17 protein-coding genes are annotated in these 18603 nt (G+C 67.2%); 12 read left to right on the forward strand and 5 right to left on the reverse strand.

Translation table 11 applies throughout. The features are described from left to right. Nucleotides 1–58: 58 nt before the first annotated feature. The 4 genes from OH799_RS26270 to acs form a co-directional block, all read right to left on the reverse strand. On the reverse strand, nucleotides 59–994 hold the full coding sequence (locus OH799_RS26270) for an alpha/beta fold hydrolase (RefSeq protein ID WP_406269224.1): 936 nt from the start codon (nucleotides 992–994) through the stop codon (nucleotides 59–61). Nucleotides 995–1039: 45 nt separating this feature from the next. Next, on the reverse strand, nucleotides 1040–1546 hold the full coding sequence (locus OH799_RS26275; protein WP_406269227.1) for a phage holin family protein: 507 nt from the start codon (nucleotides 1544–1546) through the stop codon (nucleotides 1040–1042). 192 nt (nucleotides 1547–1738) lie between these two features. Continuing rightward, the gene (nhaA, locus tag OH799_RS26280) at nucleotides 1739–2956 is read right to left on the reverse strand and encodes a Na+/H+ antiporter NhaA (protein WP_406282589.1); all 1218 of its coding nucleotides are present in this window, start codon (nucleotides 2954–2956) and stop codon (nucleotides 1739–1741) included. A 177-nt stretch (nucleotides 2957–3133) separates the two neighbouring features. Then, the gene (gene acs / locus OH799_RS26285) at nucleotides 3134–5101 is read right to left on the reverse strand and encodes an acetate--CoA ligase (protein WP_406269230.1); all 1968 of its coding nucleotides are present in this window, start codon (nucleotides 5099–5101) and stop codon (nucleotides 3134–3136) included. 405 nt (nucleotides 5102–5506) lie between these two features. Here acs and OH799_RS26290 point away from each other — a divergent pair, with 405 nt between their 5' ends. The 5 genes from OH799_RS26290 to OH799_RS26310 all read left to right on the forward strand — a co-directional run bounded on the left by OH799_RS26290 (nucleotide 5507) and on the right by OH799_RS26310 (nucleotide 11525). Then, nucleotides 5507–7096, forward strand: coding sequence for an ABC transporter substrate-binding protein (locus OH799_RS26290; protein WP_406282592.1), 1590 nt, complete (start codon nucleotides 5507–5509; stop codon nucleotides 7094–7096). A gap of 61 nt (nucleotides 7097–7157) precedes the next feature. Then, complete coding sequence (locus tag OH799_RS26295; RefSeq protein ID WP_406269233.1) at nucleotides 7158–8084, forward strand: ABC transporter permease; 927 nt, start codon at nucleotides 7158–7160, stop codon at nucleotides 8082–8084. Next, nucleotides 8077–9036 (forward strand): ABC transporter permease, encoded by a 960-nt coding sequence (locus tag OH799_RS26300; RefSeq protein ID WP_406269236.1) that lies wholly within the window; start codon nucleotides 8077–8079, stop codon nucleotides 9034–9036. The genes OH799_RS26295 and OH799_RS26300 overlap by 8 nt, the downstream gene beginning before the upstream one ends. Then, nucleotides 9033–10733, forward strand: coding sequence for a dipeptide ABC transporter ATP-binding protein (locus OH799_RS26305; RefSeq protein ID WP_406269240.1), 1701 nt, complete (start codon nucleotides 9033–9035; stop codon nucleotides 10731–10733). The genes OH799_RS26300 and OH799_RS26305 overlap by 4 nt, the downstream gene beginning before the upstream one ends. 45 nt (nucleotides 10734–10778) lie before the next feature. Beyond that, nucleotides 10779–11525 (forward strand): oxidoreductase, encoded by a 747-nt coding sequence (locus tag OH799_RS26310; protein ID WP_406269243.1) that lies wholly within the window; start codon nucleotides 10779–10781, stop codon nucleotides 11523–11525. A gap of 488 nt (nucleotides 11526–12013) precedes the next feature. Here OH799_RS26310 and OH799_RS26315 read toward each other — a convergent pair whose 3' ends face one another. Beyond that, entirely contained in the window at nucleotides 12014–12823 is an 810-nt protein-coding gene (locus OH799_RS26315) for an HAD-IB family hydrolase (RefSeq protein ID WP_406269246.1), read from the reverse strand. 492 nt (nucleotides 12824–13315) lie between these two features. Here OH799_RS26315 and ssd point away from each other — a divergent pair, with 492 nt between their 5' ends. The 7 genes from ssd to OH799_RS26350 all read left to right on the forward strand — a co-directional run bounded on the left by ssd (nucleotide 13316) and on the right by OH799_RS26350 (nucleotide 18530). Beyond that, nucleotides 13316–14422: a septum site-determining protein Ssd gene (gene ssd, locus OH799_RS26320; protein ID WP_406269249.1), complete on the forward strand. Its 1107-nt coding sequence runs from the start codon at nucleotides 13316–13318 to the stop codon at nucleotides 14420–14422. A 10-nt stretch (nucleotides 14423–14432) separates the two neighbouring features. Then, entirely contained in the window at nucleotides 14433–15617 is a 1185-nt protein-coding gene (locus OH799_RS26325; RefSeq protein ID WP_406269252.1) for a TadA family conjugal transfer-associated ATPase, read from the forward strand. After that, nucleotides 15614–16405, forward strand: a complete 792-nt coding sequence (locus tag OH799_RS26330) for a type II secretion system F family protein (protein ID WP_406269256.1) — start codon at nucleotides 15614–15616, stop codon at nucleotides 16403–16405. Before OH799_RS26325 ends, OH799_RS26330 begins: the two co-directional genes overlap by 4 nt. Nucleotides 16406–16690: 285 nt before the next feature. Beyond that, complete coding sequence (locus OH799_RS26335) at nucleotides 16691–17317, forward strand: type II secretion system F family protein (protein ID WP_406269259.1); 627 nt, start codon at nucleotides 16691–16693, stop codon at nucleotides 17315–17317. A gap of 126 nt (nucleotides 17318–17443) precedes the next feature. Next, nucleotides 17444–17629 carry a DUF4244 domain-containing protein gene (locus OH799_RS26340; protein ID WP_406282595.1) on the forward strand — a complete coding sequence of 62 codons (186 nt, stop codon included), beginning with the start codon at nucleotides 17444–17446 and terminating at the stop codon, nucleotides 17627–17629. A 62-nt stretch (nucleotides 17630–17691) separates the two neighbouring features. After that, nucleotides 17692–18006 (forward strand): TadE family type IV pilus minor pilin, encoded by a 315-nt coding sequence (locus OH799_RS26345; RefSeq protein ID WP_406269262.1) that lies wholly within the window; start codon nucleotides 17692–17694, stop codon nucleotides 18004–18006. A 74-nt stretch (nucleotides 18007–18080) separates the two neighbouring features. Next, a complete protein-coding gene (locus tag OH799_RS26350) occupies nucleotides 18081–18530 on the forward strand; it encodes an Rv3654c family TadE-like protein (RefSeq protein ID WP_406269265.1) in 450 nt (149 codons plus the stop codon). The last annotated feature ends 73 nt before the right edge of the window (nucleotides 18531–18603 follow it).

The following is an 18603-nucleotide window of genomic DNA, read 5'->3' on the forward strand; positions in this document are numbered from 1 at the left end:
TCGAGTCCCTGGCCACGCACGTGCGTGGCCAGGGAAGCACTCGCGAAACGCGAAAAGCTCAGGCGAGGAGTTTGGCCAGCTCCGTCGTGACGGCGTCCGGGTTCTCCTGATGGGCGAAGTGGCCCGCCGCTGGAATGGCGACCAGGCGTCGTTCCGGCGATAGGTGATGACCGCGGCGGACCGTGCCGGTCAGTACATACGGGTCGAGGTCGCCGCGCATGGCCAGCACCGGGATGTGAATGGGTTCGCGCATGGTCGCCATGAACCGGCGGCCGTCCGGGCGCCACTGGCTGCGGAACGCCCAGCGCTGATACTCCAGCGCACAGTGCGCCGCGCCGGGGATCCGGATGGCCGACCGCATCCGCCGCGCGGTGTCGACGAATTCGGCGGTACCTGACCAGCCCGCACTCACCCGCTGCCGCAGCAGCCGTTCCACCTCGACGCCATCGGCGGTGGTCAACAGGTGCTCGCCGTAGCGCGGGAGTTGGTAGCGCAGGAAATTCGGCAGCCAGGCCGCGCGCTGGCGGCGGTTGCGCAACACGGCGCTCTTCAGCGCCGACGGATGCGGCGAGCCCACCAACGCGATCGAGCGGACCAGCCGCGGGTGCAGCACGGCGGTCGTCCAGCAGACCAGCCCGCCGTCGGCATGCCCGACCAGCGTGGCGTCGGTGTAGCCGAGTGCGCGGATGAGCCCGGCGACGTCACCCGCCAATGTCCAGCCGTCGTAGCCACGCGGGGGTTTGTCGCTGTCGCCGTAGCCGCGCAGGTCGACAGCGACGGCACGATAGCCGAGGTCGGCAAGGCCGGTCAGCTGGTTACGCCAGGACCACCAGAAATCCGCGAATCCGTGCAGCAGCACGACGAGCGGGGCGTCGGAACGCCCGGTGGCCGCCTCGACGACATGGAATCGAATGCCGTTGGCATGAACATCCCGATGCGTCCACGGTCCGTCGTAGCGGACGCTGGACGGGTCCGGAAGTAAGTTCGACGACACGGCGATCGAGCCTAGTAGCCGCCGTACCCGCCTGCTAACGCGCGCCTAGGATGTCTGTTTCTCCAACGCGAGGTGGTCATCATGCGCGGATCCGCCGAGACTGTGCGGCAGCACCGTGCGCGCCTGCTTGAGTGAGTCGATCGTCTTCTCCGGCGCGCGAAGCTTCTTCACCCGCAGATAGCCGAGCAACGCGAGCACCGCGGTCGCCACGATCATCAGCAGGAAGACGATCAGGAAGGCGGCCCAGCGCACCAGCCACACGTCGAGGAGTTCACCGACGAAGAAGAAAAAGAAGAAGGTGCTGAACAGCAGGACGGTCAGGGCGAGGATGAAGTAGACACTGCCCTGGAGGCCCTTCTTGATCTCGCCGGTGACCTCGGCCTTGGCCAGTTCGACCTCGGCGCGGAGCAGGGTCGACATCTGCTCGGTGGCGTCGCGAACCAGGCTCCCGAAGCTGGCGGAGCCGAGGGGATCGGCGTCCGACAGGGGAATGGAGGTTACCGTACGACCGCGCTGCGCGTCGTTCCCGTTACCGCCGTGGTTGAAACTCACTTGGTCGACCCTTCTCCCTGTCCCGGCACTGCTTCGGCTCTGTTCTCTCCGCGGCGCTCCCGGTGCCCTTCGTGGTCACGCAGGCTACCGCTTCCGGGCACATGCTCGCGCCGCTCTGTTCTCTCTGCGGCGCTCCCGGTGCCCTTCGTGGTCACGCAGGCTACCGCCTCCGGGCACATCGCTCGCGCCGCATCACTCTTCACGTTGTAGCGCACGCGCGTCTCGCCGCGCTTGGTGGACACGCCCACGCCGCAACAGTAGCGCCGAACCCGCGAGCGACGCCGTCATCGACGTGACCAACACAGCGGTCTTCGCCAATTCGACGGCGGAGCCGTCTCCGACGTCGCCCAGCGCGAGTTCCGCCATGAGAAGGCTAACCGTGAAGCCGATCGCGCCGAGCACCGACAGGGCGAACATATCGCGATACCCAAGCCCCATCGGGCGTTTCGCGATGCCCAATCGGATTGCGGCCCAGCTGATCCCGAAGATGCCCGCGGTCTTGCCCAGCAGCAAGCCGAGAATGACGGCCAATGCGAGCCTATCGGTGAACAGCTCGCTGAACACCCTGGTGTCCAACGGAACTCCCGACGCGAACAGCGCGAACAGCGGGACACACAGTCCTGCGGAGATCGGCTGGATCAAGTGTTCGAGCCGGGTGGCGGGCGCCTGCCTCTCGCCTGGGTCCGGCCGCACCCTGGTGAGCAGGCCGAGCACCACGCCCGCCAGGGTCGGGTGAATTCCCGCCTCATGTAGCGCATACCAGGACACCAGTGCCAGCGGGATATAGAGGACCGGCGTGCTGATCCGTTTGTGCTGGGCAAGCGCCCACCCACCGAAGCAGGCCGTGGCGGCGAGCAACCACAGCAGCGACAGCGCGGCGGTGAACAGTACCGCGATCAGGATGATCGCCAATAGGTCGTCGACCACCGCGAGACTGAGCAGGAACACGCGCGCGCTTGCCGGGATGCGCGAGCCCGTCATCGCGAGCACGGCCAGCGCGAACGCGATGTCGGTGGCGACCGGGATGGCCCAGCCGCGCTCCATGCCTGGGATGCCGAAGCCGACCGCCGACGCGAGCAGCGCGGGGGTCACCACGCCGCCGACCGCCGCGACGATCGGCAGCGCGGCGCGCCTGCGGTCGGCCAGTTCGCCGACGACGAATTCGCGTTTGAGCTCGAGGCCCGCGACGAAGAAGAAGATTGCGAGCAGGCCGTTCTTGGTCCAGTCGGCCAGGGTCCATTCCAGGTGCAGCGGCCGGATGCCCACGACCGTCTCGGTCATCCGCAGGTAGCTGTCGGCCCACGAAGAATTCGCCCACAGCAACGCGACAGCTGCCGCGATCAGAAGAAGTGCGCCGCCGACGGTTTCGGTGCGCAGATAGCGGGTTAGCTCCGAGCGCACCTGCGTGATCACGGGGAACCTTTCGACGGAACGGTCAGGGCGAGCGGACGCGTTCCCATCGTTCCGTTTCGGGCACGCGACCGCGCACCGACCAGACTTCCCGGCACACCTTACGCAATTCTAACGGACGCGGCCGGTGGAGCCGTCCGTCACCGGCCGTAAAATGCTGTGTTCGCCCGTCTCGAGTCAGGCTTTGCCCGTCCGGATCGCTTCGAATACTTTCGGGTCGACCAGGGTGGAGGTGTCGCCGAGTTCGCGTCCCTCGGCGATGTCGCGGAGTAGGCGGCGCATGATCTTGCCGCTGCGGGTTTTGGGTAGTTCGGGAACGATGTGGATTTGTCTGGGTCGTGCGATCGGGCTGATTTGTTTGGTCACTTCTGCTTTGAGCTCGTCGACCAGCTCGGTTCCGGTGTTCTCGGTTTCGGCGGTGAGGATGACGAAGGCGACGATGCCTTGGCCGGTGGTGGCGTCGGTGGCGCCGACGACCGCGGCTTCGGCGACGCCGCTGTGTCCGACGAGGGCGGATTCGACTTCGGCGGTGGAGATGCGGTGGCCGGAGACGTTCATGACGTCATCGATGCGGCCGAGTATCCAGAGGTCGCCGTCGGTGTCGAGGGTGGCGCCGTCGCCGGCGAAGTACCAGCCTTGTTCGGCGAAGCGTGTCCAGTAGGTTTCGTGGAAGCGTTCCGTATCGCCCCAGATGCCGCGCAGCATGGCGGGCCATGGCTGGTCGAGTACGAGGTAGCCGACGACCGCGGAGCGGTCCGGGGAATCAGCGTCGGTCTCGGCTTTCTGTACTGGTTTGCCGTCTTCGTCGACCACCCGTGCGGAGATGCCGGGCAGTGGTGTCATGGCGGCGCCGGGTTTGGTGGTGGTGACCCCGGGCAGTGGGGAGATCATGATGGCGCCGGTTTCGGTCTGCCACCAAGTGTCCACGATCGGGGTGCGGTGGGCGCCGATCACCTCGCGGTACCAGCGCCAGGCTTCGGGGTTGATCGGTTCGCCGACCGATCCGAGCAGCCGCAGCGAGGTCAGATCGTGGGCGGCGGGGATTTCTCTTCCCCATTTCATGAAGGTGCGTACCAGGGTGGGTGCGGTGTAGTAGAGGGTGACGCCGTATTTTTCGATGATCTGCCAGTGTCGGTGTTCGTCGGGGAAGTTGGGGGTGCCTTCGTAGACGACTTGGGTGGCGCGGTTGGACAGCGGTCCATAGACGATGTAGCTGTGTCCGGTGATCCAGCCGATGTCGGCGGTGCACCAGTAGATGTCTTGTCCGGGTTTGTGGTCGAAGACGATGTGGTGGGTGTAGGAGGTTTGGGTGAGGTAGCCGCCGGTGGTGTGCAGGATGCCTTTGGGTTTTCCGGTGGTGCCGGAGGTGTAGAGGATGAACAGGGGGTGTTCGGCGTCGAAGGGTTGGGCTTCGTGTTCGGGTGTGGCGTGCTCGACCGTGTCGTGCCACCACAGGTCGCGGTGCTGGGTCCAGGGCACCTCGATACCGGTGCGGCGGACCACGAGCACATGCTCGACTGTCGATGGGTCGCCGCTCAACGCCTCGTCGACCGCGGCTTTGAGTGGTGTGGCCGTCCCGCGTCGCCACTGCCCGTCGGTGGTGATGATCAGCCGGGCACCGGCGTCGTCGACTCGTTGCCGTAGGGCGGTGGGGGAGAATCCGGCGAACACGACCGAGTGGGTCAGGCCCAGGCGGGCGCAGGCGAGCATGGAGATGATGGCCTCGGGCACCATCGGCATGTATACCGCCACGCGGTCACCGGCCCGCAGCCCGAGTTCGGTGAGGTAGTTGGCGGCCCGGCAGACCTCGGCGAGCAGTTCTGCGTAGGTGATGGCGCGGGAATCGCCGGGCTCGCCTTCCCACTGAATAGCGATCTGGTCGCCGTGTCCGTCCAAGACGTGCCGGTCCACACAGTTGTAGGCGACGTTGAGAGTGCCGCCGACAAACCATTTCGCCACCGGCGCGGCACTCCAGTCCAGTACCCGGTCGAACGGTCGATGCCACTGCAACCGATCAGCCTGCTCGGCCCAGAACGCATCGCGATCGGTTTGCGCCCGCTGGTAGAGCGTGGCATCGGCGTTCGCCGCGGCGGCAAACGCCGCGGTCGGAGGGTACGAGTCCCTGTGGTCGGCGGTTTCGGTCATGTCGTCTCTTCTTTCCACGTAGCCTGAGCGCACGAATCGACGCAGCCAAGTTCGACAGTAATCAACGTGACCTGAGCCGCGTCCGGTGTGCACCGGGTTTCGATACCATCACGCAGTGTGCGATCGGCACCGCGGCGGCGGGTCCGCGGTCCATGGATGGCCTCGACGGAGGCGATGTTGCGGCGAAGAGGTCAATTTCCCGTGAGTTTTGGTGTGTTTCGGTGGTGTTGCCGGATCGGTCGCACGTGGAATGAACTCGGGTCGATCCGATGACAGTGTCTGCCGGGGTGGATACTCTGCGAACACCCAAGGCGGATCGTGTTGGCGTGCCTGATGGACCTCGCGCGCCTGTCGTTAGTGTCCCCCTTCACGCACCGGGAGAATGCGTTGAGATTCCACAGAGCGATGGCGCTGACCGCGGCTGTGCTTCTGGCCACAAGCCTCGGACTGGCCGCCTGTTCGTCAGACGGCGGTGCCGACGCCGACATCGTCACCGTGAACGGCGGCGAGCCACAGAATCCGTTGGTACCTACCAACACCAACGAGAACATGGGTGGTCGTGTGGTGAACCGACTGTTCGCGGGCCTGAAATATTACGACGCCGACGGCACAGCGCACGACGAAATGGCGGAGTCGATCCAGACCACGGATCGGAAGAACTATCGGGTCACGATCAAGCCGAACTGGAAGTTCACCGATGGCACTCCGGTGACTGCGAAGTCGTTCGTCGACGCGTGGAACTACGGGGCGCTCGGTACCAACGCGCAGTTGCAGAGCTATGTGTTTACTCCCATTCTCGGCTTCGATGAGGTATCGGCGAAAAACCCGACGGCACAGACCATGTCTGGCCTGAAGGTGATCGATGACCGCACTTTCACCATCGAGCTGAAGGCGCCGTCGATCGATTTCGAGACCGAGCTCGGGTACGCGCCGTTCTATCCGCTGCCGGAGGTCGCGTTCAAGGACATCAAGGCATTCGGGGAGAACCCGATCGGCAACGGTCCGTACAAGTTCGCCGGTACCGGAGCGTGGGAGCACAACGTCAAGATCGATCTGGTGCCCGATCCGGACTACCCGGGCCGTCGCCCGGCCAAGAACAAGGGCCTGCGGTTCGTGATGTACCAGTCCTTCGACACCGCCTACGCGGATCTGCAGGCGGGCAACCTCGACGCGCTGGACACCGTGCCCGACAGCGCGCTCACGTCCTACAAGCAGGATCTCGGCGACCGCGCGATCACGAAGCCGACCGCACAGAACCAGCACATCGGCATCCAGTCCGGTGTCGCGCACTTCGCGGGTGCGGAAGGGCTGTTGCGGCGCAGAGCGATTTCGCTGGCGATCAATCGAGAACAAATCTGCGAGAACATCTTCCACGGCACCCGGATTCCGGCCCGCGACTTCACCGCGAGCACGCTGCCCGGGTTCGTTGGAAACCTGCCCGGCGTGGAGATGCTGAAGTACAACCCCGACGAGGCCAAGAAGCTGTGGGCGCAAGCCGACGCGATCTCGCCCTGGTCGGGTCGCTACGAGATCGCCTACAACTCCGACGGCGGCCATCAGGCCTGGGTCGAGGCCGTGGCGAACAGCGTGAAGAACACCCTCGGCATCGACGCCATCGGCACGCCGTACCCGACGTTCAAGAATATTCGCGACGAGGTGAACGCGCGCACGATCAACAAGGCGTTCCGGTACGGCTGGCAAGGTGACTACCCGACCATGCTGCAGTTCCTCACCTCGCAGTTCTACAGCTACTCCGACACCAACAACGTCGACTACAAGAGCCCCGAGTTCGATCGTCTGCTCGACGCCGCTCAGGCCGCCCCGACCCAGGAGGAGTCCTACAAGATCGTCGCGCGGGCGCAGGCGCTGCTGCTCGCGGACATGGCCGACATCCCGGTGCTCGACTACGTCGCCGCAGCGGGCCGCTCGGACAAGGTGCGGAAGGCCGAACTCGCCTGGAACGGTCTGTTCGACTTCGAGAACATCGAGAAATAGCCGCTCGGCGATTCGCGTCGTCGGGTGGGCGGCGCGGATCGCCACTTACCCAGGAGGCGTAATGGCCTGGTATGTCTTGCGGCGTCTGCTCCAGATGATCCCCGTGTTCCTCGGGGCGACGTTGCTCATCTATGCCCTGGTGTTCCTTGTCCCCGGCGACCCGATCCATGCGTTGGCCGGCGACAAGCCGATGACACCCGCGGTGGAGGCCCAGCTTCGGGCGCGCTATCACCTCGACCAGCCCTTCATCCTGCAGTACCTGCTGTACCTGAAGGGCATCGTCACGTTCGACTTCGGCACGGCCTTCTCCGGCAGGCCGGTGCGTGACGAGCTCGTGCGCGCCTTTCCGATCACTATCAGGCTGGCGTTCATGGCCTTGGTCATCGAGGCCGTGTTCGGCGTCGTGTTCGGGCTGGTCGCCGGGCTGCGCAAAGGCAAGCTGTTCGACTCGACGATGCTGGTGATCAGCCTGATCGTCATCGCGGTGCCGGTTTTCGTGGTCGGCTTCCTCGCGCAGTTCCTGCTGGGGGTGAAATGGGGGATCGCGCCGGTGACCGTCACCGGGAAGGCCAGCGTCGGCGAGCTGCTGGTTCCGGCGTTCGTGCTGGGCTCGCTGTCGTTCGCCTACGTGCTGCGGCTGACGCGAAACTCGGTTGCGGAGAATATGTCCGCCGACTACGTGCGCACCGCGACCGCGAAGGGGATCAGCAGACCGCGTGTGGTGACCGTGCACATCCTGCGCAATTCGATGATCCCGGTGATCACGTTCCTCGGCGCCGATCTCGGCGCGCTGATGGGCGGGGCGATCGTCACCGAGGGCATCTTCAACATCCCCGGTGTAGGCGGCACGCTCTACCAGGCGATCACCAGAGGCGAACCGCCGACGGTGGTCTCCTTCGTCACGGTGCTCATCGTCATTTTCCTGATCTCCAATCTGGTCGTCGACCTGCTCTATGCCGCACTCGACCCAAGGATTCGCTATGCCTGACCCGAACAAAGGCTCCGGCCCGGAGCGCGTTGGGCAGGAACACTTCGTCGCTCCACCCGACGAGGTCGAGGTGCTCGCCACCGACGTGGTGGTGGATTCAGGCGCGCCGATCAGTATCTGGCGCGACGCGTGGCGGCAGTTGCGGCGCAATCCGATCTTCGTCATCGCGGCGCTGCTGATCGTGTTCGTCCTGATCGTTGTGATCTGGCCGGGTTTGTTCACCGGCCAGGACCCCCGATACTGCAACGGCGACTTCAGCATGGACCCGAGCGGCGCGGGACACCCATTCGGCTTCGACAAGCAGGGATGCGACATCTATGCCCGAACCGTTTACGGCGCACGGGCTTCCGTGCTGGCCGGTTTCGGTGCGACAGTGCTGTTCGTGCTGATCGGCGGCACGCTCGGGGCGCTCACGGGCTTCTACGGTGGGCTGCTCGACTCGATCGTGTCTCGCGTCGCGGAGATCTTCTACGCGATCCCGCTGATGCTGGCCGCCATCGTCATCATGCAGCTACTGGATTCGCGCACGATCTGGACGGTGGTCGTCATCCTCGCGTCGTTCACCTGGCCGCAGGCGGCACGGATTGCCCGCAGCGCCGTGATCCAGGCGAAGAACAGTGATTACGTAACGGCAGCAAAGGCTTTGGGCGTCTCCCGAATACAGACGCTGGTGCGTCACGTGCTGCCGAACGCGGCGGGACCGCTGATCGTGGTCACTACGCTGTGGCTCGGCGTCTTCATCGTCACCGAGGCAACGCTGTCCTACCTCGGTGTCGGATTGCCGCGCACGGTCGTGTCCTGGGGCGCGGACATCGCCTCCGGGCAGAAGGAGATCCGCACGTCGGCGATCCTGTTCTACCCGGCGACGGCTCTTGCGCTCACCGTGCTGAGCTTCATCATGCTGGGCGACGCCGTGCGGGACGCCCTCGATCCGAAGGCGAGGAAGCGATGAGCGACGCCGCGCAGAAGCCGCTGCTCGAGATCACCGGGCTCAACGTGAGTTTCACCGCGGAGGGCAAGCAGGTGCCGGCGGTCCGTGACATCAGCCTGTCGGTGTACCCGGGCCAGACCGTAGCCATTGTCGGCGAATCGGGCTCCGGGAAGTCGACGACAGCGCATGCCATCATCGATCTGTTGCCCGGAACGGGGCGGATCGCCTCCGGCGAGATCATGTTCGACGGCAAAAACCTCACCGCGGCCTCGAAGCGGGATATCGTCGCCGTGCGCGGCAGCGGCATCGGTCTGGTGCCCCAAGACCCGATGTCGAATCTGAACCCGGTTTGGAAGATCGGGTTTCAGATCCGGGAGGCGCTCGAGGCCAACGGCATAGCGAAAGGTAAGGCGGCTAGGAGACGGGTCATCGAGCTGCTCGAGGAAGCAGGCATGTCCGATGCCGCGCGCAGAGTCAACCAGTACCCGCACGAGTTCTCCGGCGGCATGCGCCAGCGCGCGCTGATCGCGATCGCGCTTGCCTGCCGTCCCAAGCTGCTGATCGCGGACGAGCCGACCTCGGCGCTGGATGTCACCGTGCAGCGGCAGATCCTCGATCACCTCGACGGGCTGACGGCAGAACTCGGCACCGCGGTTCTACTGATCACCCACGACCTCGGCCTCGCCGCCGAACGAGCGGAACATTTGGTGGTCATGTACCGCGGCCGGGTGGTGGAATCCGGTCCGGCCCTGCGGATTCTGCGGGAACCGCGACACCTGTACACCAAGCGGCTGGTGAACTCGGCGCCTTCGCTCGCCTCGCAGCGGCTGTCATCGGTGCGGCAGCGGGTCGAGATCCGTGCGCAGGCAATGCAAGTTGCCGAGCAGGTGGTCCCGGCCGAGGGCGAGCCAACGGCCGTTCTCGACAACGTGGTTGTGGCCGAACACCTCACCAAGGTGTTTCCGATTCGCGGCGGCACGCCGTGGAAGTCGACCGACTTTGTCGCGGTGGATGACGTGTCGTTCCGGTTGCGGCGTGGTATGACGACGGCCATCGTGGGCGAGTCCGGATCGGGTAAGTCGACGGTCGCGCAGATGGTGCTCGGTTTGCTCGAGCCGACCTCCGGGTCGGTCACCTTCGACGGCAAGGAGGTGGCGAAGCTGGATCGCAGCGGCGCCTTCGCGTTCCGGCGCAGGGTGCAGCCGATATTCCAGGACCCCTACGGCTCGCTCGACCCGATGTACTCGATCTACCGCAGCATCGAGGAGCCGCTGCGTACGCACAAGATCGGCACGCCCGAGCAGCGTGCGGCGACGATCAGGGAACTGCTGGACAAGGTGTCGCTGCCGTCCACTGTGCTGCGGCGCTATCCCAACGAGCTGTCCGGCGGGCAGCGGCAGCGCGTTGCCGTCGCGCGGGCGCTCGCGCTGCGGCCCGAGGTCGTGGTGTGCGACGAAGCGGTCTCCGCACTCGACGTGCTGGTACAGGCGCAGATCCTGCGGCTGCTCAATGATCTGCAGGCCGAACTCGGGCTGTCGTACTTGTTCATCACCCACGACTTGGCCGTCGTCCGGCAGATCGCGGACGACGTGCTGGTCATGCAGCGCGGGAAGGTGGTCGAGGCGGCGACGACGAACGAGGTGTTCGACGCTCCGAAGCAGGAGTACACCCGCGGGCTGCTCGATGCCATCCCGGGGCGCGACCTGCTGGCCGGATAGGGCAGGCCGGATCGGTTCACGCGACCGGAAGTAGCCTCGTATGCCGTGACCGATCCGCTACAACCCCTCATCGATCTGCCCGGTGTCCGGGACGCGGCCGACCGGGCCCGTGCCGCCCTGGCCGAGGTGCACCGGCACAAAGCCAACCGGCGCGGGTGGCCCACTACGGCGGCCGAGGCCGCGGTGCGTGCGGCCCGATCCTCGGCTGCGATCGACGGCGGCAGCACCGAGCTGCCCGCCGACGGCCGGGTGGCCGATCCGATTCTGGCCGGGGCGCTGCGGGTGGGACAGGCGTTGGACGGGGACGCGCTGCGAAATCTGGTCGGCACCTGGCAGCGGGCACCGCTGCAGGCGCTGGCGCGGCTGCATCTGCTCGCCGCCGCCGATCTGGTGCCGAAGGAGGAGTTGCTCGGCAGGCCGCGCGGCGACGTGGGGGTGGCGGAGCGGCTGGATCTGCTGGTACAGACGGTGCTCGGATCGGGTGCGCCCGCGCCGGTGCTCGCCGCGGTGGTGCACGGTGAGCTACTGGCCCTGCGACCGTTCGGAACGGCGGACGGTGTAGTGGCGCGGGCCGCCTCGCGCCTGGTCGCGGTGTCGAGTGGGCTGGACCCGCACAATCTCGGCGTGCCGGAGGTGTTCTGGTTGCGCAGGCGCCAGGCATACCGGGATGCGGCCGCCGCATTCGGAACCGGGGATCCGGACGCTGTGGGCAGCTGGGTGATCCTGTGCTGCGGCGCGCTCGAGGACGGGGCTCGGGAGGCCACGTCGATTGCCGATTCGGCGGCGGGATAACGGTCCGTATACGTCAAAGCGGGCGGCGTGTCTTTCGACCTCACCGCCCGCTAGCACGGACGCCCGGTTACCAAGCGTGCTATGTGGGTTGTGTTCTGCGGCCTCGGCGACAATCCAGACATCGCCGGTTCATCCCCACAACCTGTGCGAGGCCCTCGCCGTCGAATACCCGTATTTCGCAGGCCCACAACGCTTCTGCCCTTGTCGCGGCGCGCTCCGCGTGGGTTCCTGGTGTCCGTGCTGGGAAGGGTGGGATGGGAGACAGTACCTTCTCTTCCGGTCCTGCCTTGGCCTTCCGTCCTCCCGTAGCTACATTTCTACACTGTGACTGCTCTCACATCAAGGGATCGGAAAACATTCAATAAGCGGCGGGTTATCCAGTGTTTCATGGTTAAATGCCTGGTCGCCCCGCCCCTCGTGCGATGTCGCCAGATGCCTGGGAGTTCGCCACGTGACCGTCCGGGCGCAAGCTCGCGGGCAGTCGGAACTCAGCGTCGCCGCCGCAGGAGCCGGTAGCTGATGGCTCCGGCCAGCACCGCGCTCAGGCCGACCGCGGCCGTCGCCGCAAGAGTGGTGGACGACGGCGCCTGGAAGCGCGCCCACAGAGACACCGGATTGGAGAAGGTGAGGATCGGCCAGCCACGCGCCATGGCTTCGCGGCGCAGATTGCGATCCGGATTGACCGCGGTCGGATGGCCCACCGCACCGAGCAGGGGCAGATCCGTGATCGAGTCGGAGTAGGCGTAGCAGCGCGACAGGTCATACCCCTCGCTGGCGGCGAGCCTTTCGATCGCGGCGACCTTACCCTCGCCGTAGCAGTAGAACTCGACCTCGCCGGTGTACTTGCCCTCCGCGACGACCATGCGGGTAGCCGCGGTATGTGAGGCGCCGAGCGCTTCCGCGACCGGGCCGACGATCTCCTCGCCGGAGGCCGAGACGATCACCACGTCGTGGCCCCGGATCTTGTGGTCGGCGATGAGATCGGCCGCCTCCGCGTAGATCAGCGGGTCGACCAGTTCGTGCAGAGTCTCGGCCACAATGGATTTCACCTGTTCGACATCCCAGCCCGCGCACATATTCGTCAGATGGGCGCGCATCCGCTCCATCTGGTCGTGGTCGGCGCCCGACAGCAGAAACAGGAAGTGGGCGTAGCTGCTCTCCAGGACGGCGCGGCGGTTCAGCAGTCCTTGTGCGTAGAAGGGCTTGCTGAACACGAACGTGCTCGACTTCGCGATCACTGTCTTGTCGAGATCGAAGAAGGCGGCGACGCGGCCGCCCGCGGTGGCTGGGTTGTCCACCCGACCAGAATAGGCGGCTGCCTCGCCTTCGCTCGGCCCGGCGCAGATTGGGGGCGGACAGGGTCCGGCTGTGTCTGATTTGCGGCTGCCTCGCCTTCGCTCGGCCCGGCGCAGATTGGGGGCGGACAGGGTCCGGCTGCGCCCCTAGACATGCGCGGCCCCAGAGGGAGCGCGCGACGTTACCGGTGAGTTTGCCCCGTAGACGCCGGGGGCGCGACGGTTGCAAAGTTCTCCGGCGACAGACTTGCATTGTGTCCGGGGCTTGGGTGTAGTATTTGTGGCACCTGGACATAGTCCAGGCGCGTTCAGCCCGACCCCCCGGGGCTGAACCCCGACGGCCCCAGCCTCCTCCCCCCCCGGCTGGGGCCGTCCTCTATTTCGGGGACGGTTCCGCGGTTCACGTGGCGCGCGAATTCTCCACAGCCTGCGAGTTGTCCACATTCGGCACTTCGCCCCTTCTCTCCTCGTGCAAATTCGGCGACGCTGACCTGCATGAACCTCGAAGCGCCGCCGGCCGGTGGCCCGCCACCGGCTCTCGTGCTCATCCATGACGACCGTCTCAGCGACGAAGTCCGGCGCGTCGCGGCCGCCGCTCAGCGGGGACTCGACGAGCGGCCACACCCCGTCGGCCGGCACGCGTGGACCGGCGCTCCGCTGGTAGTCCTGGACACAAACGCCGCACGAGACGCGGCAGCGGCCGGCTATCTGCGCCGGGCCGGTGTGGTCGTGGTAACCGACGGTGAGCCGGGATTGCTCGATTGGCAGGCGGCGGCGTCGGTCGGCGCGGAGCGAGTTATCGCCCTCCCCGGGGCCGCGGTGGGGCTGATCGAAATGTTTGCTCAGTACGGCGAGCACCGTGCGGGCGACGGTGTCGTGGTCGCTCTCGTCGGTGCGGGCAGTGGCGCGGGCGCGTCCACCTTGGCCGCCGCGCTCGCGCTGCGCGCCACCGCCGAGGGGTTCCGGCACGAAACGTTGCTGGTCGACGGCGCGCCGTTCGGTGGTGGCCTCGACCTGCTGCTCGGCATCGAGACCACGGCGGGCCCGCGCTGGCCCGACCTGGTCGTGGAGGACGGGCGCGTGTCCGCCGCCGCGCTGCACGGCGCGCTGCCCACCGCCGCCCCCGGCCTGGCGGTGCTGTCCTGCGGCCGCCGCGGTACGGGTCGATTGCCACGTGAGCTCGGGTCGGCCGCCGTCCGTGCGGTCATCGAAGCGGGCCGCCGTGCAGGCGATTTGGTAGTTTGCGACATTTCGGGCGAGCGGGGCGCGCATGCCGACCAGATGCTCGACTCGGCGGATCTCGTCGTTCTGGTAGTCCCGGCGCGGCTGCGGGCTGTCGCCGCCGCCGAGGCTGTGTCCGCCCACGTCGCGCGTCGAAACCCGAACCGAGGCTTGGTTGTCCGCGGACCGGCGCCCGGTGGTCTGCGCGGAGCCGAGGTCGCCGAAGTGCTCGATCTACCGCTGCTCGCCGCCGTCCGCGCGCAGACCGGGCTCGCGCACCGCGTGGAGCGCGGCGGGGTCTCGGTGCGCCGCCGTGGACCACTGCGCGATGCCGCCGATGCTGTGCTCGGGGTGCTGAGCGCACCGGCGGGGCAGCGGTGAGGAGGCGGCAATGAGTGCGTTGGTGACTTCCGAGCTGCTGGATCGGGTGCGGGAGCGCCTGGCCGGAGCCACGGGCGATCCGGATCCGGCGCAGGTCGCCGCCGCTATCCGGGCGGAGGCAGGTGGGGTGCTCGGCGACACCGACCTGCTTCGGGCACTGCGGTTGTTGCAGACGGAAATGACCGGGGCCGGCGCGCTGGAACCGTTGCTGCACGATCCACACGTAGCGGACGTCTTGGTAACGGGGCCCGACGCGGTGTGGATCGATCGGGGCCACGGATTGGAGAAGACGTCCATCACGTTCCCGGACGAGGCAGCGATCCGACGACTCGCGCAGCGGTTGGCGCTGTCGGCGGGTCGGCGACTCGACGACGCGCAACCGTGGGTGGACGGCAGGCTATCCGGAACTGGTGCGGCCCTGGGGGATTCATTCGGGGTTCGTCTGCATGCGGTGCTCGCGCCGGTCGCCCACGGCGGCACCTGTCTCTCGTTGCGCGTCCTCCGTCCCGCAACTCAGGGGCTGGACGAGCTCGCCGCGGCGGGTGCGGTGCCCGCTGACGCACAGCTGTTGCTACAGCGGATCGTGCAGGCCCGGTTGGCATTTCTCGTGGTCGGCGGCACCGGCGCGGGCAAGACGACGCTCCTGTCCGGTCTGCTCGCCACGGTGCGCCCGGCCGAGCGGATCGTCTGCGTCGAGGACGCGGCCGAGCTGGCACCGCCGCATCCGCATGTGGTCCGCTTGGTGGCCAGAACCGCGAACGTGGAGGGCGTCGGTGAGGTCACCGTCCGCGACTTGGTCCGGCAGGCGCTGCGCATGCGGCCCGACCGCATCGTGGTCGGCGAGGTCAGGGGAGCCGAGGTGGTCGACCTCCTGACCGCATTGAACACGGGCCACGACGGCGGCGCCGGCACAGTGCACGCCAACTCGCCGCGGGAGCTTCCCGCTCGGCTGGAAGCCCTTGCCGCCCTCGGCGGAATGGACCGCGCGGCCCTGCACAGCCAACTCGCCGCAGCCGTCCAGGTCGTCCTGCACGTGCACCGCCGGTCCGACGGATCGCGAGGCCTCCGCGAGATCGGCCTTGTGCACCGCGACGACGGTGGGCGGGTGCGGATCACTCCCGCCTGGCACGCTGCTGCCGACGCCCCTGCGGCCGAGGAACTGTCCCGCATGCTCGCCGAACGACTCGACCGATGAGCGCCGCGATTGTGTGTCTGGCGCTCGCATTGCTTATGGGCCCGGCGTCGGCCTCACGGTCCCGGTTCGCGCAGGTATTCACCGCATCGAGTGGGCGTGAAAAGCCTCCGCGGAACGGTATTTTCCGAGCATGCGCTCTGGTGGGCGTCGGGGGCCTGCTTGCTTTCGGGCCGGGCCCATTCCTGGCGGCCGGCCTGGTCGCCGGGACCGTAGGACTTCGGGTCCGCAGGGCTACGCGGGACCGGCGCAGGCACGCCGAGTGCGGGTACCTGCTCGACGCACTGGAGGCCGTGATCGGCGAGTTGCGGGTCGGCGCACATCCGAGTGCCGCCGCCGAGGTCGCGGCACGCGAGTCACGGGGTGACGCGGCTCGCGCGTTCACCGTCGGTGCCGCGCGTAGCAGGCTCGGCGGCCCCACGTCGGCGGGCCTGCGCCAGCCGGATTCGATTGTCGCGGTGGAGCTGTCCAGGATCGCAGATGCCTGGCAGGTCGCCGAGCAGCACGGCCTTGCCCTCGCGGAGTTGCTGTCGGCGGCGCGCGCCGATCTCGCCGGCCGCATCCGGTTTCACGGCCGCACCACGGCGGCGCTCGCGGGTGCCCGTGCGACCGCCGTGGTGTTGGCGGGCCTGCCATTCCTGGGGATCGTTCTCGGACAGATGATGGGCGCTTCGCCCTTGCACGTTCTCTTCGCCTCGTCCATCGGTGTGGTCCTGCTGCCACTCGGTGCCGGTCTGGCTTGTGCTGGTCTGCTGTGGACCGACGCGATCGCACGAAGGGTTCTGGTATGACGCGGTTTTCAGTACTCAAGGCGCATCGGTCAACTGATGCGGGTCGAACAGGTTCCCTTCGGCGAACCAGTCATCACGGATTTCGCACGCCGCGATCGGCGAGCGGCAGCAGGTCGAGATCGACGCGCGGGTTATCGACCATGCCTGGTTTCGGATCGAGATGCCCGGCCATGGCCGGGCAGTCGACGACACCGAACCCACCCGCAGTCCATCGCTCGGTTCGGTGGCGGGTTGTGCTGTGTGCGCGGCATTTTCACACATCAGTTCTCGTGACGAGAGTTGGGGATGGAGTTCATCACGGAGAGTTCGATAGTGCCGCTTCTGTTGCTGGCGGTCGGGTTGGCACTGTTCCCCGGGCGGGTGGTGGTGAGTCGGCGGCTGCGTGCCCTCCGGCAGTCGGGCACCGGACCGGTCGAGTCGTCGCACGGAGCAGACCGGAAGGCCGATCCGCTTGCCGTAGCTTCGGTCTTCGACCTGCTGGCCGCCTGCCTACGGGCCGGGCTCCCCATGGCGGGTGCGGCGCGGGCCGTGGCGCCCGGCGCGCCGGAACCGCTGGGGGATGCTCTGCGGCGGGCAGCGGATTTGCTCGCACTCGGCGCCGACGCGGCCACGGCGTGGGAGCGGGTTGCGCGCGACGGGGCCGGGCGTGCGGGTGCGGAGCAGATCGAGTCGCTTGCCCGTATGGCGCGGCGCTCGGCGCGGTCCGGTGCGTCGCTGGCGGTCGCGGTCGGGGAGTTGGCCGAACAGCGCAGGGGCGTGCTCGAAGACGAGGCCGCCGCGAAGGCAGAGCGTGCCGGGGTACTGATCGGAGGCCCTCTCGGGTTGTGTTTCCTTCCCGCCTTCGTCTGCCTCGGCATCGTCCCCGTGGTGATCGGACTGGCGGGCCGAGTGGTCGGCGGTGGGCTGCTGTGACGCCGCGCACCCGACCGACGAGAACATGCTCGCGCGGATGGGCCGCACGGGCAGGAGTGAGAGGGGAATCAGGTGCGAATCGAGCGGTTGACGAGGTCCGCGGGCCAGGGCCTGCGGGCTGTGTATATGACACTGCGTTCGCGAATATTGCAAGCGATGGTCGCGGACGATGGCATGAGCACGGCCGAGTACGCGATCGGCACGATCGCGGCGGCGGCCTTCGGTGCTGTGCTCTATGGCGTCGTGACGGGCGACAGCATCGTGAACGCGTTGACGAAGATCATCGATCGGGCGCTCAATACCACGGTGTAGCGGCCCGTGCCGGTGCGGAAGAGCGTCGCGGTGTACCGGTCGTCGTCGGCGACCGTGGTGCTGTGACGATCGAGGCCGCGATCGGGCTCACTGTGGTCGTCGCGACGATTGTGTTGTGCCTCGGTGCCCTGCTTGCGGCGTCGACGCAGGTCCGCTGTGTCGACGCCGCTCGAGAGGCGGCCCGCCTGGCCGCCCGCGGTGATGACTCGAACGCTGTCCGCGCGGCCGCAAGTGTCGCCCCGCCAGATGCGGACATCACTGTCCGCATTGACGGCACCCGCGCTTCGGCTGTGGTCTCCTCCCGTACTCCGCTCCTGCCGCTGCTCACTCTCCGCGCCGAAGCGGTCGCCACTCTCGAGCCGGGCGCGGCATCGTGAACCCGGGATGCGGGGTGGTTCATGCGAGGGTGAACCGAGAAACAGTGCCGCGCTCGGGCGGGGAACCGACATCGATGGTCAACGCTGTAATTGGTGAGTACGCGGCTCCACCGGACCCCGAGGTCGACGACGGCGCGGGTCAGCGTGCGCGACGTTCCGCGGCGGAAGTTCGTCATGGGTCCGCGGAGGAGGGCGTAGCGACCGTGTTCGCGTGCTTGGGGCTGGTGGCGCTGATCGGCGCCACTCTGCTGATCGGCCAGCTGGGGGTCGTCGTGGTGGCGCGACATCGGGCGCAGGCGGCGGCGGATCTTGCGTCGCTCGCCGCGGCAGGCGTATTGGCGGAAGGGCTGGAGGCCGCGTGCGTCGAGGCGGAACAGGTGGCGCGGCGGATGGGCTCGCGGCTCGAAGGCTGCGCGGCCGCGGAGTGGGATGTGACGGTCACTGTCGAAAGAAATGTACCAATAGGTCTGTTTGGAGATCGGATAGTTTCCGCGGTCGCGCGCGCCGGTCCAGTTGAAGAGTGAGGCAGTGCCGCGCGCGTTCAGTCGGTCGTTGTCAGGAGTAGCGGAAATCGGTAATTCTGCTGGCGGGATTAAT

It is taken from the genome of Nocardia sp. NBC_00881, assembly GCF_045207455.1.
In the GTDB taxonomy this organism is placed as follows: Bacteria; Actinomycetota; Actinomycetes; order Mycobacteriales; family Mycobacteriaceae; genus Nocardia.